The organism is Streptomyces sp. BE20 (assembly GCF_036322525.1).
Lineage (GTDB): Bacteria > Actinomycetota > Actinomycetes > Streptomycetales > Streptomycetaceae > Kitasatospora.
Genome location: NZ_JAQYWW010001223.1, coordinates 323,401 through 337,311, shown reverse-complemented (window position 1 = coordinate 337,311; position 13,911 = coordinate 323,401). Strand labels below are relative to the sequence as shown.

Sequence of the window (13,911 nt, the reverse complement as noted above, 5' to 3'; positions counted from 1 at the left end):
GCGCCGGGTGATAATCGGCCGTGTGACCGAGGAATCCGCCCCCGCCCCCCAGCCCGCCGGCGACCGTACGCCCGCAGGCGCCCCCGAACCGGAGCCGATCCGCTGGTTCGGCACCAGTTGGGTCGACCACGACGGCGGCTACCGGATCCGCCGGATCCTGGTGCCGGCCGGCGCGCTGCTCGCCGCCGCGGCCGCCGCCTTCGTCCTGCGCCTCGCGGTCGACGGCATCCGGATGTCCGACAACGGCGGCTTCCTCAACGGCCTGCTGGTCGCCGCCGTGGCGATCTGCTCGCTGCTCTCCGCGCTGCGCACCTGGAAGGTGCTCACCGAGGGCAAGGACAGGCTGACCGGCTGGATGGCCGAGGAGAAGTCGCTCGGCGTGGTCTGGATCATCGGCGGGGTCGGGGCCCTGCTCGCCTACGCCGCCCGCGGTCTGGTCGAGGCGCCCGGCGAGGCCGTCCACCGGGCCGACTACGAGCGGGCGCTGACCCGCCACGAGCGGCGCCGGGCCGGGCGCGGCGGCCGGCCCGGCCCGAAGGGGCCGGTCCGGGCCAGGCGCAGGCGCTGACCGCCGGCGGGGCCGTTCAGCTGCGGGTGATCGTCCCGCATTCGCCGTCGTCCTCCGTCAGGTCCTTGCTGCGGTCGTACGGGTCGCTCGACGTCCCGCCCGGTGCGGGCTCGGGTCCGGTGGCGGCGGCGAACTGGTCGAACTGCGGGTGCAGGTAGCCGTCGTAGACGTCGCACGCGCTGTTGCCGATCTCGGTCCTGCTGCTGAGAGTCAGCTTCTTCGGGTCCACCCGGAACCGCGCCGGGTCGTGGAAGCGGAAGGTGTCCACCTTGCGGACCACGGTGCGGGTCGTCCGGGTGTCCCCGGCGACGTCCGCGGCCGGTACCGTCCAGCCCACCGGCCTGGGCGCGCCACCGCCCGCCGCGGGCGGGGCCGTCGGGCGCGGGGTGGCCGGCTTCGGCGGGGGCGAGGCGGCCCGCCGGGCGGCCTCCGGACCGGGGCGCAGCGCGTAGACGTAGGTGAAGTCGGCGCGCACCAGCACCCCCTTGGCGCCGTCGCCCTCGACCGTGATCAGGCCCTGGAGCTTCACGGTGTCGCCGACCGGTACGGCCTCGGCCGGGTCGAAGCGGCTGAACCAGTGCGTCGGGTCCGTGTCCACGGAGGGCCTGGTCAGCGCGGCGTCGGCCGCGTCGCGCTCCTCGCGGTCCAGGAGGGCCAGTGCCGCCTCCGGGCGGGCGCCGGCGATCACCTTCGGGTCCAGGTTGGCCGCCGCCAGGTAGTCCTTGACCAGCTTGACCTGGGCGGCGACCTGGGCGGCGTCGAACACCCCGATGGCCGGCGGGGTCTCCTTGGGCTCGAACACCGTGATGTCGGTCGGCCAGCCCTCGGCGGGGGAGCCGGCCCACGGGTGGTCGACGGTCGGGCGCTGCTCGGCGACGGGGGAGGGCGCGCCGGTCGGCCGGGCCGTCTCCGGTGCGACGGTCGGGACGGCGGCGGGCACGGACGAGGCGGCGGTCCCGTCGGGGCCGAAGCGGGTCGAGTACCAGGACCGCAGGCCGTCGACGTTCAGCGCGGCGAGCGCCAGGGCGACGGCGAGCACCACGAACATCGGCGCCCGCCACTCCGGCCGACGGCGCGGTCGGGGACGGCCCCAGGCGTCGGCCGGCCGCGGACCGCGGCCGAACCGCTTCCGGGCCCGGGGGCCGTCGTTCACGGAGCGGCGGCCGCCGGGGTCGACCGGCGGGGTGTGCTTCCACTGGGCGGCGAGCATCCGGGTGCGGCCCGTCTGCTCCTTCACGGCGGCACCCTTGACGAACTCCTCGTCGAGGACGAGGTCGGCGAACGGGTCTTTCCCGTCCGCCCAGGACGGGGTGGTCCCGTCCTGGTCCCGGCCCTCGTGCGGGCGCGGTTCTGGATCTTCGGCGATCGGCATCGCGCCAGTATGTCGACGGGGTGTGACGTTCGTCCGATCGGGGGCACCCCGGCCGGTGAACCGGCGTGCGCCGTCCGGGGACCGGACCGGCCCCGTCGCCCGTCCGGGCCGCCCCGTCATCCGTCCGGGCCGCCCCCGCGCCGCCGCCCCGCGCCGCCGCCCCCGCTCAGCCCTTGCCGCGGGCCCGCTTCACCGAGCCGACCACGCCCGCGACGGCCAGCACCAGGCCGGCCGGCAGCAGCGAGAGGAAGAAGGCCTCGAACACGCCCGCGTCGCCGAGGAACAGCTGCGCCAGCGTGTTCAGCAGGAGCAGCCCGCCGGCCGCCGGCAGCGCCGACTGCCACGGGTGCTCGGCCGCCCACCGGGCCAGCCGCCGGTCGGTGGTGTCGCGGCGCAGCTGGCCGCCGACCGCACCGACCAGGAAGAAGAAGAACAGGCCCCAGCCGGCCGGATCGGCCAGCATGCTCAGCGACCAGTCCCCGGAGATCGCGTCGATCCCCAGGGCCGTCGCCCCCATCACCGCACCGACTCCCGCGGCGGTCCGCCACGGGCCCACTGTCGCCGCGGCGACGGCGACCTGCCGGTTCTCACGTCGGGACATCTCTCCGTGTGCCATACCTCCACGGTGCGCCCAGGCCCAGCGCCGGGCCATAGGGGAGAACCCGGAGTTTCGCCCTAGGGGGCGCCCCCGGGCCCGGCGCCCGCGGACCCCGGACCCGTGCCTTCCGCAGGGTGGACGGTCCCGCCGCCGGCGCGTACGCGGTGCGAGGATGGCCGCGGTACCGGAAGCAAGGAGTGGCCATGGCCGGCAACACGGAGCACGGACAGAAGATCGCCTTCCTCGGCACGGGCAAGATCGGTGAGGCGCTGCTCTCCGGCCTGCTGCGGGCGGGGAAGGACCCGGCGGACGTCCTGGTGACCGCCCGCCGTCCGGAGCGGGCCGAGGAGCTGGCCGCCCGGTACGGGGTCGGCGTGGTGGGCAACACCGAGGCCGCCAAGCTCGCCGACACCCTGATCCTGGCGGTGAAGCCGCAGGACATGGGCACCCTGCTGGACGAGCTGGCGCCGCACGTCGGACCGGACCGGCTGGTGATCTCGGCGGCGGCCGGCATCCCCACCGAGTGGTTCGAGGCACGACTGGCGGCCGGTACCCCGGTGGTCCGCGTGATGCCCAACACCCCGGTCCTGGTGGACGAGGGGATGAGCGTCATCTCCGGCGGCTCGCACGCCACCGAGGCGCACCTGGTGCGGGCCGAGGAGATCTTCCGGTCGGTCGGCAAGGCGCTGCGGCTGCCCGAGGCCCAGCAGGACGCGGCGACCGCGCTCTCCGGTTCGGGTCCGGCGTACTTCTACTTCCTGGTCGAGGCGATGACCGACGCGGGCATCCTGCTCGGGCTGCCGCGCCAGGTGGCGCACGACCTGATCGTGCAGTCGGCGATCGGCGCCTCGATCATGCTGCGGGACTCCGGCGAACACCCGGTGAAGCTGCGCGAGGCGGTCACCTCGCCGGCCGGCACGACCATCGCGGCCATCCGCGAGCTGGAGAACCACGGGGTGCGGGCGGCCCTGCTGGGCGCCCTGGAGGCGGCCCGGGACCGCTCCCGGGAGCTGGCCTCCGGCGGCAAGTAGCCGCCGGGCGGGCCCGGTAGGCTCGAACGCGTGGCCTACGAACTGGTGATCTTCGACAACGACGGCGTCCTGGTGGACAGTGAGCCGGTGTCCAACCGGCTGCTGGCCGAGTACCTGACCGAGCTCGGTTACCCGACCACGATCGAGGACTCCTACCGGGACTTCATGGGCACCGCCGCCCACCGGGTGCACGACGTGATCGCCGAGCGCCACGACGGCGCGCGGCTCCCGGACGGCTTCGACGAGCTGTTCCACGGCCGGGTGTTCGACGCCTTCGGCACCGAACTCGTGGCCGTGCGGGGCGCGGAGACGCTGCTGAAGGAGCTTCGGCAGCGCTCCGTGCCGTACTGCCTGGCCTCCTCCGCGCACCACTCCTGGATCCGTACCGCGCTGGACGTCACCGGCCTGCGCGGGGAGTTCCCCGAGGAGCGGATCTTCAGTGCCCAGGACGTCGGGGTCGGCAAGCCCGCGCCCGACCTGTTCCTGCACGCCGCCCGCACCCTCGGCGTCGACCCGGCCGCCTGCCTGGTCCTGGAGGACAGCCCCAACGGAGTGCTGGCCGCCCGCGCCGCCGGCATGGACGTCTACGGCTACACCGCGCTCACCGACCCGGCGAAGCTGCTCGCCGCCGGGGCCACCGGTCTGATCGCCGACCTGGCGGAGGTCCCCGGCCTGCTCTGATGCGGCCCGTGCCCCGGAACCGCTGCGCAACCCCTCCCGCGATCGCCCGTCACGGCCTACGCTCTCGCCACCACTGTCGTACCGGCCGGTAGCGAGGTTGATGTGCGTTCCGAGAGTGCCGCGGTCACGCCGCGGCTCCGGGCCGGCCGCGCCGCGCTGGCGGCGGGCTTCCTGCTCCAGGGCGTCACCTTCGCCCTGCTGGTCACCTGCATCCCGGAACTCCAGGACCGGTACGGGCTGAGCGACGCGCTGCTGCCGGTCTTCCTGGCCGCGGTGCCGGTGCTGGCCGGGGTGGGCTCGATCGCCTCCGAGCGACTGGTCCGGCGGACCGGGGCGCGGGCCGTGCTGCGGGTCGTCCAGCCGGCCGTCTGCGTCACCCTGGCCGCCGCCGGGTTCGGCGACACGCTCTGGCAACTCGCCCTCGCGCTGGGCGCGTTCGGCCTGCTGGTCGGGGCGCTGGACGCGAGCATGAACATGCTCGGGGTCGGCCTCCAGCAGCGCTACGGCCGGTCGGTCATGCTCGGCTTCCACGCGGCGTTCAGCCTCGGCGGGATCCTCGGCGCCGCCGTCGCCGGTCTGGGTGCGCACGCCGGTCTCGGCCTGCCGGTGCTGTTCGGCACGGCGGCCGGGGTGATCGCCCCGCTCGCGGTGCTGGCCGGCACCCGCCTCGCCGGGCCGGCCGAACTCGGCGACGCCGTCCGCGAGGCCGCCGAGGCCGCCGACCGGGCCGTTCCGTGGCGCCCGCTGCTGCCGCTCTGCCTGGCGATGGCCTTCGCGTACATCGCCGACGCCTCGGTCTCCAACTACAGCGTCAAGTACCTGACCGACGGCCTGGGCAGCCCGGAGGACGTGGCCAAGCTCTCCTACCTCGGCTACATGGTCGCGATGCTGTTCGGCCGGGCGCTGGGCGACCGCGCGGTGCAGCGCTGGGGCGCCGTCCCGGTGGTCCGGTCCGGCGCGGTGCTGGCCGCGCTCGGGTTCGCGCTGGCCACCGTCGCACCCGGCGCCTGGGTCGGGATCGCCGGGTTCACCGTGCTCGGTCTGGGGATCTGCGCGATCATCCCGCAGGTCTTCGCGGCCGGCGGGCGGCTCTTCCCGGCCGACTCGGACGCCGCGGTGGCCCGTCTCAACCTCTTCAACTACGTGGGCTTCCTGGTCGGTGCGCCGCTGGTCGGGGCACTGGCGGACGCGAGCTCGTACCGCTGGGCGCTGCTCGCGCCGATGCTGCTGGTGCTCGCCGTGCTGCCGCTCGCCGACCGCTTCGCCCCGGCCCCGGTGGCCCCCGACCCGGTCGCGGCCCGCGTCTAGGCCGTTCCGCCCGGCCGCGCCCGTCACCGGCCGCGTGGCGGGCCTAGCGCCGGTCCCCGCCCTCGCGGACCTCGTCGAGCGACTCGCGCAGCAGCCCCTTCGCGCGGGTGAACCAGTCGGCGAGCACCGCGACCTCGTCCGCGGTGTAGTCGGCGAAGAGGCGGTTGATCCGCTCGTAGAACGGCCCGTAGACCTCCAGGATCCGGGCCTGGGCGCTGCTGTCCAGCACCACCCGGACCCGGCGTCGGTCGCCCGGGTCCGCCTCGCGCCGGGCGTACCCGGCCTTCTCCAGCCGGTTGAGCACCCCGGTCACCGCGCCGGTGGTCAGCTGCGCGCGTTCGGCGAGGTCGCCGGCCGCCAGGGACTCGCCGGCCAGGGCGGCCTCCATGACGAAGCCCAGGCAGGTGAGGTCGGTGACGTTGAGCCCGAGCCGCGAGGCGATGTCCTGCTGGCCGAACTGCGCGAGCGCGATCATCCGGTCCATCGCATAGAGCGCCTGCTCGGCCGTCGCGTGCGGGCGTGGCTTGCCCTCCACGGGATATCTCCTTAGTATCTAAGTTACTTAGCTCGTGAGATAAAACGTCCGAGTGGATGCGGACCGCACCCATCACACCAAACGAGGAGACATGGGCGCACACGGAGATCACGACATGGGCCACACCGTGGCCGGCTGGACCGGGACCGCGATCGTCGTGCTCGGATCCGCCGTCGCGGGCGTCGCCCTCATCGCCGGGTCGGCCCCCGGGCTCTGGGTCGGCGCCGCTCTCACCGTGCTCGGGGCCCTCGCCGCCTGGCTGCTCCACCTCGCCGGCCGGGGCAAGGCCACCGGGCCGCGCCCGCCCGGCCGCCGGCACTGGCGCACCCCCGACCCCGACGCCCGCCGGGGCCACCCCGACTGCCTCGGGTGCCGGCTGGCCGGCCGGCGGCCGGACCGGGCCGCCGCACCCGCGACCGCTCCCGCCGCCACGCCCGTTCCGGCGGCACCGCCCGTCGGGGCGCGCGCCGGCCTCCCCCGCGGCTGACGTCCGTACCACCGGCGTTCAAGGGCCCGTTGCCCGGCCGCACCGGCCTCACCCACTACGGTGGAGGCCATGCCCGAAGCCGAGCGCGTCACCCCCTGCGGCCTGCACCTCTTCTGGGACGAAGCGGTCACCGCGTACGACTTCGGCCCCGGCCACCCCATGGACCCCGCCCGGCTCTCGCTCACCATGCGACTGGTGGAGTCCCTCGGCCTCGACGGCGGTCCGGGTGTCACCGTCCGGTCCGCGCCGCCCGCCGGTGAGTCGACCCTCCGGTTGGTGCACACCGCCGCCTACGTCGAGGCGGTCAAGCACGCCGCCGCCCACCCCGACGAGCAGGACCCCCGGCACGGGCTCGGCACCGACGACAACTGGTCCTTCCCGGCCGTCCACTCCGCCTCCGCGCTGATCGCCGGGCAGTCGGTCGCCGCCGCCGAGGCCGTCTGGCGCGGCGAGACCCCGCACGCCGTCAACTTCGCCGGCGGCCTGCACCACGCCATGCCCGGCAAGGCGTCCGGCTTCTGCATCTACAACGACCCGGCCCTCGCCATCGCCCGGCTGCTCGAACTCGGCGCCGAGCGGGTCGCCTACGTCGACGTCGACGTCCACCACGGCGACGGCGTCCAGGAGGCGTTCTGGGACGACCCGCGGGTACTCACGGTCTCGCTGCACGAGCACCCCGCCACGCTCTTCCCGCAGACCGGCTGGGCCACCGAGACCGGCGGGCCCGGCGCCCCCGGCTCTGCGGCCAACCTCCCGCTGCCGGCCGGCACCGGCGACTCCGGCTGGCTGCGCGCCTTCCACGCCGTGGTGCCCGAACTGCTCGCCGCCTTCCGGCCGCAGGTCCTCGTCACCCAGCACGGCGCCGACACCCACCTGGAGGACCCGCTCGCCCACCTCGCCGTCACCGTGGACGCGCAGCGGCTGATCGCCGAGGAACTGCACGCGCTGGCCCACGAGCACGCCGACGGCCGCTGGATCGCCCTCGGCGGGGGCGGCTACGCGGTCGTCGACGTCGTACCGCGGACGTGGACCCATCTGGTCGCGACCGCCGCGGGCCGGCCCGTCGACCCGGTCACCGAGACTCCGGAAACATGGCGGGCGGAGGTTTACCGGCGGACCCGGCGTCCGGCCCCGCTGCGGATGACCGACGGCGCGCGCCCGGCTTGGCGCGACTTCGAGGCGGGATACGATCCGGCCGACCGCCTCGACCAGGCGATCCTGGCCACCCGCAGGGCCGTCCTGCCGCACCACGGACTGCTGCCCTGACCTGCGGCGTCGGCCGCGGCGGCGGCCCGCGCCGCTGAACGGCCGCCCCCGGTTGTGAAGGGCCGGTGCCGGACCGGGGCCGTGCGCACGACCACTGGTGCAGACCGCCGATCGGCTACGTACTGCAACGGGCTTATCCCTCACCGTACGACGACTGCGCTTCTCCCTCTTCCCACTGGTACCACCCATAACTACTCTGGGGATACACGTGTGCCGGTGGAGTCACCGGAGGGGAAGCCGGTGCCTTGCACACGGGTAAGGGTCGGGTGATGGTCATGAGTTCCGGCGAACGCCCCTTGCAGGACGTCGTCTTCCTGACCGTGGCCGAAGTGGCCGCGGTCATGCGGGTCTCCAAGATGACGGTCTACCGGTTGGTGCACAGCGGCGAACTGCCGGCCATCCGGGTCGGCCGGTCGTTCCGGGTGCCTCAGCAGGCAGTGCACGAGTACCTCAAGGACTCCTACGTGCGGCTCGAAAGCGCGTAGGGCAGTCCGGCGGAGCGGGGCCCACAGCCGGTGGGCCCCGCGCCCGTTCGCCTCGGATTCGCCCCGAGTTTGCCCGTCCCGGGGAGCACGATTACGGCCCTGGGCGAGTGGACGGTAGGCTAGGCCGTCCGTCAGTCGTATGGACTCCGTCTCTCACGGGCGCGAGTCTCAGTGAGCGAGGGTTGTTCCGTGGGCTCTGTCATCAAGAAGCGTCGCAAGCGTATGGCCAAGAAGAAGCACCGCAAGCTTCTGAAGCGGACGCGTGTTCAGCGTCGCAACAAGAAGTAACGCCTGAGCTTGTGAGCTTCCCCGCCTCGGCGGGGGTGACCCCACGACGAGGGTCCAGCGACGCAACGAAGTATCCCCCCGCTCCGGCGGGGTTCAGGCGTTCCCCCGCCCGTCCAGGCCCTCGTGGCCTGGGCGGGCGGTGTCGTTTCACGGCCCGCCACGGCGGCGCGGTACGGTGCACGCAGGCCGCCCGGGCCGAGGAACGGGCGGGCGTGGAAATGGGGTGCAGCGCTGTGGGAACGGTCGTGCTCGTCACCGGCGTGGCCCGGCACCTGGGCGCCCGTTTCGCCGCCGAGCTGCGCCGCAGGCCCGGGGTGGACCTGGTGGTCGGCGTGGACGTGCAGCCGCCCCGGCCCCCGCTGCGGGCGCTCGCGGAGCCGGACGGGCCCGCCGCGCCGTACCGCTTCCACCAGCTCGACCTGCGCCGCCCCGCCGTGGCCCGGGTGATCGCCGAGCACGGGGTCGACACCGTGGTCCATCTCGCGGTCAGCGCCACCGGGCTGGGCTCCACCAACCGCTCGTCGGTGAAGGAGTCCAACGTGATCGGCACCATGCAGCTGCTCGGTGCCTGCCAGAAGGCGCCGGGTGTCCGCCGGCTGGTGGTGAAGTCGACCACCGGCGTGTACGGCTCGGCGCCGCGCGACCCGGCGGTGTTCACCGAGCGCACCCAGCCCAGGAACCTGCCGGGCGGCGGCTTCGCCAAGGACGCGGTCGAGGTCGAGGGCTACGTCCGCGGTTTCGCCCGGCGCCGCCCGGACGTCGGGGTGACGGTGCTGCGGTTCGCCAACATCGTCGGCCCGGCCGCCGACACCCCGCTGACCGACTACTTCGGGCTCCCGGTGCTGCCGACCGTTCTCGGCTACGACCCGAGGCTCCAGTTCGTCCACGAGGACGACGTGATCGAGGTGCTCTGCCGGGCCGCGTTCGCCGCCGAGCCGGGCACCGTCAACACCGGTACCTTCAACGTGGCGGGGGAGGGCGTCCTGCTGCTCTCCCAGTGCGCCCGCCGGCTGGGCCGGCCGACCCTGCCGCTGCTGCTGCCCGCGATCAGCTGGTTCGCCGGACTGGCCCGGCAGACCAGGCTCGTGGACGTCTCGCCCGAGCAGCTCCGGCTGCTCACGCACGGCCGGGTGGTGGACACCACGCGGCTGCGGGAGACCTTCGGCTACCGTCCGGCGTTCACCACCCCGGAGGCGTTCACCGACTTCGCCGCGGCGCAGTCGCCCGGCCTGCTGCCGCCCGAGCGGCTGGCCGCCGTCACCGACGGCGTGGCCGCGCTGCTCGGCCCCGAGCGCCCGGGGCACGGCCGGGCCGCACCGGAGAGTCCCGCCCGCCCGCACCGACCCAGGAGCTGAACCCGCATGAGTGCCGCCGCCGAGAACGCGCCGGGCGAGGCGAAGGTCATCCCGATCGAGTCCGCCCCCAGCTGGACCGAGCCGCCGGTCGGCCCCGGCCTGGCCGACCGGGTCGCCGAGACGGTCGGCGGGGCACTGGCCGGGCAGCTCGGCCCGGCCGCCACCCGGCTGTTCGGCAAGGGCTGGGAGTCCCGGGCCGCCGACGGCCTGGCCTTCCTGCGCCGCCGGATCACCGGCGACTACGAGGTGGACGAGTTCGGCTTCGACCGGGAGCTGACCGAGGAGGTCCTGCTCGGGCTGCTGCGTCCGTTGGCCGAGAAGTACTTCCGGGTCGAGGTCCGCGGCGTCGAGAACATCCCGGCCGAGGGCGGCGCGCTGATCGTCGCCAACCACTCCGGCACGATCCCGCTGGACGCCCTGATGACCCAGGTGGCCATACACGACCACCACCCGCACCACCGGCACCTGCGGATGCTCGCCGCCGACCTGGTGTTCGTCCTGCCCGGCATCAACGAGCTGGCCCGGAAGGCCGGGCACACGCTGGCCTGCAACGAGGACGCCCGGGCACTGCTGGAACGGGGCGAGCTGGTCGGGGTCTGGCCGGAGGGCTTCAAGGGGGTCGGCAAGCCGTTCTCCGAGCGGTACAAGCTGCAGCGCTTCGGCCGCGGCGGCTTCGTGTCGTCCGCGCTGCGGGCGCGGGTGCCGATCGTCCCGTGCTCGATCGTCGGGGCCGAGGAGACCTACCCGATGATCGGCAACTTCCGGACCCTGGCCCGGCTGCTGGGCCTGCCGTACGTACCGATCACGCCGACCTTCCCGTGGCTGGGGCCGCTGGGGGCGGTCCCGCTGCCGACCAAGTGGATCATCCAGTTCGGCGAGCCGATCGCGACCGACCGGCACCCCGTCGAGGCGGCGGACGACCCGATGCTGGTCTTCGACCTGGCCGACGAGGTCCGGGAGACCATCCAGCACACCCTCTACCAGCTGCTGGTGCAGCGGCGTTCGGTGTTCTTCTGAGCGCCGCTGAGCGCCGCTGAGCGCCGCCCCGCCGGGCGGAGGCGCCGTCCCTCCCGGCGGGGCACCCCCGGGCCTCGGCCGGCGCGTCCGGCCGAGGCCCGGCGCCGCACGCGGGTGGGCCCCGGCGGACGACGCGTCCACCGGGGCCCACCCGCGTCACCACCACGCGGTCGATCGTCCTTCCGGCCGCTCAGCCGCCGAGGATCCGTAGCCCGGGCAGCAGGCCCGGGATCAGCGGGGGCACCTCGACGCCCTGTTGCGGGGCGCCGTCGGCGGTCGGGCTGGGCGTGGCGGACGGTTGGGCCGGTGCCTGGTCCGGCGCCGGGTCCGGACTGGGCGAGGGCTTGGCGCCCGTGAGCCCGTTGGTGAGGTTGTCGACCAGTCCGCCGACCGGGGCCGGGACGACGTTGCCGGGCACGCTGCTCGGCAGGATGTCGACCGGGGCACCGGGAGCGGCCGGAGGCGCCGGAACGGTCGCCCCCGCGGACGGGGCACGCTCGGCGGTGCCGGGCCTGCCGCTGCCGGCGGTGCTGCCGGCCGGACCCGCGCCGGAGCCGCCCTGCGCGGGCGCGCCGGGAGCCGGGTTGCCGCCCGTGGCCGTGGTGCCGGCGGGACCGCCGTCCCCACCGGTGGCCGGGGTCTGCGCGCCGCCGCCCGCCCCGCTGCCGGCCGGTGCACCGCTCTTGGTGGGCGGTTCGGCCAGGCGCAGGGGCGCGACGTCCTCGCTTATGTCGTCGAAGAGCTGTTCCACCAGGTGGGCCTGCGGGATGAGCTGGACGGGCAGCTTGGACTGGACCTCGGCCCAGGCGCCGTCCTCGCCCTCGGCGAAGCCGGCGAGGGTGCGCATCGGGTCGAGCGAGCCGTTGCTGCGGTACACGGCGCGCAACAGGTCGCGGCCCCGGAGGGCGTCGGCGTGCATGTCGTCGAGCGCCTTGCGGACCTGGTCGACCGTGCCCGGGCTGAGCGAGCCGCCGGTTCCGGTCCGCCCGACCAGCGACCGGGCCTCGCCGAGCCGGGTGGCCGCGTTGTCCAGCAGCAGCTCGCCGCGCTCGGTGTCGGATTCCGCGAGGTTGAGCCGGAGTCCTTCCAGTCCGCGCTTCATCCCGTACAGCGGATCGCCCGGCAGTGCCCCGGTGCTGGCGGCCGCGGCGCCGGCGAGGCTCCCGACGGCCAGCCCGGCCACCAGCCCGCCGATCGCGAACCGGCGGCTCCAGCGGCCGCGCGGTGCGCTCCGGATCGCCCGGTGGCGGCGCTGCCGGGGCACCGTGGCGCCCGGTCCACCGGCGAAAGCCTGCTCGAACGCGGCCATCAGCTGGGCGCGTTGGACGGTCCGGACTTCGCGGTCCAGCTCCGGGCCGGGCAGCGCGCCGAGCGCGCCGACCATGTCGATGAGCCCGGCCATGGTGGCCGGACCTGCGCTGCCGGCCGTGCTCCTGGCCGTTTCCGCGCCGTCGGTAGCGAGTTGCTCCGCCTGGTGGGCCTCCAGCGCCTCGGCGAAGGCCTTCGCCCGCCGGTGCTCCAGCACGTTTGCCGTCACGGGCCACACCTCCCTTCGTCGTTGTCGACACCCCGGCCTGCCGGACGGTTGCCCCGGCAAGCCAATGCCACTCCATCGGGTGAGAGGTCGCAATTCGACTTGACCGTACGCCTGGTGGAGGCTTGCACGCTGGCCAACGAGTGGTGCGGGCGGTCGGTTACGCACGGCTGATCATCGGACCGACCGTTCACCCGGACGTGTCGGACCGCCATCAGGGATGACGGCCCGCCGGTTATCTCCCCCGCCGCGCCGGGGCCGCCCCCGGCCTGCGTCCCGTTCACCGTGCGTCGGGCGGGAGCAGACGGGCCAGGGTGCGGACGGCGCGGTACTGGAGGGTCTTGATGGCGCCCTCGTTCTTGCCCATGATCCGCGCCGTCTCGGCGACCGAGAGCCCCTGCAGGAAGCGCAGTGTGACGCACTCCTGCTGCTGCGGGTTGAGCCGCCGGACCGCCTCCAGCAGGGCCGCGTTGGACAGCGACTCCAGGACCGAGTCCTCCGGGCTGCGCTCGCACTCGTTGGAGTCGAGCATCTCGCCGGTGGTGACCTCCAGCCGGAACCGGCTGGACTTGAAGTGGTCGGCGACCAGGTTGCGGGCGATGGTCACCAGCCAGGCGCCGAAGTCCCGGCCCTGCCAGGTGAACGTGCCGATCCGGCGCAGCGCGCGCAGGAACGTCTCGCTGGTGAGGTCCTCGGCGGTGGCCCGGCTGCCGACCCGGTAGTAGATGTAGCGGTAGACCGTGTCCGAGTAGTGGTCGTAGAGGCGGCCGAAGGCCTCGCTCTCGCCGGCCTGGGCCCGCTCGACCAGCTCCATGATCGGATTGTGCTCGGTCTCGTAGCCGGGGCCGGTGGTGGTTCGGGTCCGGCTCCGGCCGCCCGTGCCGGCGGCTCCGGTCCGTCCGCGCGCACCGGTGCCGGCGGAGCCGGCCGAGCCGGCTGCGGTGGTGCGCAGCAAGGGGGCCCCGGTGTGCGGCTGGCCGGGGCCGAACGCGGCTCCGGCGGGAACCAGTTGGGGCGAGGTCACGAGCTGGCTGCGGAGCAGGGTGCGCAGCAGTTCGAGGCCGGTGGAGATCTGCCGGGGCGGGACCGGGCGGCCGCGGAGGCTGGTGCGGGAGCGCAGGGGCGCGGACGACGGGCGGGAGGGTGCAGGCGCGTCGTTCCGGACGGGTGGGTACACGGGACTCCCAGAGGCAGAACTGTGGACGGATCACCTCCGCCTGCGCGGAGAGCACGGCCGCACCACCCGGTCATGCCGGGGCGGGTGGGTGACGCGCATCCAGGAGAGAATAACGCTTTGTGCAATGACAGCTACACCGTGTGGTCGAAGTGGTCGTTTGGGATCCGCATTGACCACTTATAAGGCTGACACTGACCGAACGTGTCATC

15 protein-coding genes are annotated in these 13,911 nt (G+C 74.5%); 10 read left to right on the top strand and 5 right to left on the bottom strand.

Going from position 1 to position 13,911, the window contains the following annotated elements:
- Nucleotides 1–22: 22 nt before the first annotated feature.
- Complete coding sequence (locus tag PUR61_RS43880) at nucleotides 23–568, top strand: hypothetical protein (protein WP_329885548.1); 546 nt, start codon at nucleotides 23–25, stop codon at nucleotides 566–568.
- Between the two features lie 16 nt (nucleotides 569–584).
- Here PUR61_RS43880 and PUR61_RS43875 read toward each other — a convergent pair whose 3' ends face one another.
- Together PUR61_RS43875 and PUR61_RS43870 are read right to left on the bottom strand one after the other, a co-directional pair.
- A complete protein-coding gene (locus PUR61_RS43875) occupies nucleotides 585–1,940 on the bottom strand; it encodes an SCO2583/SCO2584 N-terminal domain-containing protein (RefSeq protein ID WP_329885547.1) in 1,356 nt (451 codons plus the stop codon).
- Between the two features lie 166 nt (nucleotides 1,941–2,106).
- Nucleotides 2,107–2,541, bottom strand: coding sequence for a hypothetical protein (locus tag PUR61_RS43870; protein ID WP_329885546.1), 435 nt, complete (start codon nucleotides 2,539–2,541; stop codon nucleotides 2,107–2,109).
- Nucleotides 2,542–2,741: 200 nt separating this feature from the next.
- Between PUR61_RS43870 and proC the strand changes: the two genes are divergently transcribed.
- From proC to PUR61_RS43855, 3 genes are all read left to right on the top strand, one after another.
- Nucleotides 2,742–3,569, top strand: coding sequence for a pyrroline-5-carboxylate reductase (gene proC, locus PUR61_RS43865; protein ID WP_329885545.1), 828 nt, complete (start codon nucleotides 2,742–2,744; stop codon nucleotides 3,567–3,569).
- Between the two features lie 30 nt (nucleotides 3,570–3,599).
- A complete protein-coding gene (locus PUR61_RS43860) occupies nucleotides 3,600–4,250 on the top strand; it encodes an HAD family hydrolase (protein ID WP_329885544.1) in 651 nt (216 codons plus the stop codon).
- A 102-nt stretch (nucleotides 4,251–4,352) separates the two neighbouring features.
- On the top strand, nucleotides 4,353–5,558 hold the full coding sequence (locus tag PUR61_RS43855) for an MFS transporter (RefSeq protein ID WP_329885543.1): 1,206 nt from the start codon (nucleotides 4,353–4,355) through the stop codon (nucleotides 5,556–5,558).
- A 43-nt stretch (nucleotides 5,559–5,601) separates the two neighbouring features.
- On the opposite strand, the gene PUR61_RS43850 is transcribed toward PUR61_RS43855, so the two are convergent.
- Nucleotides 5,602–6,093: a MarR family transcriptional regulator gene (locus tag PUR61_RS43850; protein WP_329885542.1), complete on the bottom strand. Its 492-nt coding sequence runs from the start codon at nucleotides 6,091–6,093 to the stop codon at nucleotides 5,602–5,604.
- A 91-nt stretch (nucleotides 6,094–6,184) separates the two neighbouring features.
- On the opposite strand from PUR61_RS43850, the gene PUR61_RS43845 reads away from it, so the two are divergent.
- From PUR61_RS43845 to PUR61_RS43820, 6 genes are all read left to right on the top strand, one after another.
- Nucleotides 6,185–6,580 carry an HGxxPAAW family protein gene (locus PUR61_RS43845; protein WP_329885541.1) on the top strand — a complete coding sequence of 132 codons (396 nt, stop codon included), beginning with the start codon at nucleotides 6,185–6,187 and terminating at the stop codon, nucleotides 6,578–6,580.
- A 69-nt stretch (nucleotides 6,581–6,649) separates the two neighbouring features.
- Complete coding sequence (locus PUR61_RS43840; RefSeq protein ID WP_329885540.1) at nucleotides 6,650–7,846, top strand: acetoin utilization protein AcuC; 1,197 nt, start codon at nucleotides 6,650–6,652, stop codon at nucleotides 7,844–7,846.
- 275 nt (nucleotides 7,847–8,121) lie between these two features.
- Nucleotides 8,122–8,331 (top strand): helix-turn-helix domain-containing protein, encoded by a 210-nt coding sequence (locus tag PUR61_RS43835; protein WP_329885539.1) that lies wholly within the window; start codon nucleotides 8,122–8,124, stop codon nucleotides 8,329–8,331.
- Between the two features lie 171 nt (nucleotides 8,332–8,502).
- Nucleotides 8,503–8,619 carry a 30S ribosomal protein bS22 gene (locus PUR61_RS43830; protein WP_425311139.1) on the top strand — a complete coding sequence of 39 codons (117 nt, stop codon included), beginning with the start codon at nucleotides 8,503–8,505 and terminating at the stop codon, nucleotides 8,617–8,619.
- Nucleotides 8,620–8,852: 233 nt separating this feature from the next.
- Nucleotides 8,853–9,974, top strand: coding sequence for an NAD-dependent epimerase/dehydratase family protein (locus PUR61_RS43825; RefSeq protein ID WP_329885538.1), 1,122 nt, complete (start codon nucleotides 8,853–8,855; stop codon nucleotides 9,972–9,974).
- A 6-nt stretch (nucleotides 9,975–9,980) separates the two neighbouring features.
- Nucleotides 9,981–10,991, top strand: a complete 1,011-nt coding sequence (locus PUR61_RS43820; RefSeq protein WP_329885537.1) for a lysophospholipid acyltransferase family protein — start codon at nucleotides 9,981–9,983, stop codon at nucleotides 10,989–10,991.
- 190 nt (nucleotides 10,992–11,181) lie between these two features.
- Here PUR61_RS43820 and PUR61_RS43815 read toward each other — a convergent pair whose 3' ends face one another.
- Both PUR61_RS43815 and PUR61_RS43810 read right to left on the bottom strand, forming a co-directional pair.
- Nucleotides 11,182–12,528 (bottom strand): DUF5667 domain-containing protein, encoded by a 1,347-nt coding sequence (locus tag PUR61_RS43815; RefSeq protein ID WP_329885536.1) that lies wholly within the window; start codon nucleotides 12,526–12,528, stop codon nucleotides 11,182–11,184.
- A 277-nt stretch (nucleotides 12,529–12,805) separates the two neighbouring features.
- The gene (locus PUR61_RS43810) at nucleotides 12,806–13,597 is read right to left on the bottom strand and encodes an ECF subfamily RNA polymerase sigma factor, BldN family (RefSeq protein WP_443035349.1); all 792 of its coding nucleotides are present in this window, start codon (nucleotides 13,595–13,597) and stop codon (nucleotides 12,806–12,808) included.
- Between the last annotated feature and the right edge of the window lie 314 nt (nucleotides 13,598–13,911).

Bases quoted from the DNA above. Each gene is read 5' to 3' on its own strand.
- PUR61_RS43875 (WP_329885547.1), bottom strand. From the start codon at position 1,940: ATGCCGATCGCCGAAGATCCAGAACCGCGCCCGCACGAGGGCCGGGAC.
- PUR61_RS43870 (WP_329885546.1), bottom strand. From the start codon at position 2,541: ATGTCCCGACGTGAGAACCGGCAGGTCGCCGTCGCCGCGGCGACAGTG.
- proC (WP_329885545.1), top strand. From the start codon at position 2,742: ATGGCCGGCAACACGGAGCACGGACAGAAGATCGCCTTCCTCGGCACG.
- PUR61_RS43845 (WP_329885541.1), top strand. From the start codon at position 6,185: ATGGGCGCACACGGAGATCACGACATGGGCCACACCGTGGCCGGCTGG.
- PUR61_RS43840 (WP_329885540.1), top strand. From the start codon at position 6,650: ATGCCCGAAGCCGAGCGCGTCACCCCCTGCGGCCTGCACCTCTTCTGG.
- PUR61_RS43835 (WP_329885539.1), top strand. From the start codon at position 8,122: ATGAGTTCCGGCGAACGCCCCTTGCAGGACGTCGTCTTCCTGACCGTG.
- PUR61_RS43820 (WP_329885537.1), top strand. From the start codon at position 9,981: ATGAGTGCCGCCGCCGAGAACGCGCCGGGCGAGGCGAAGGTCATCCCG.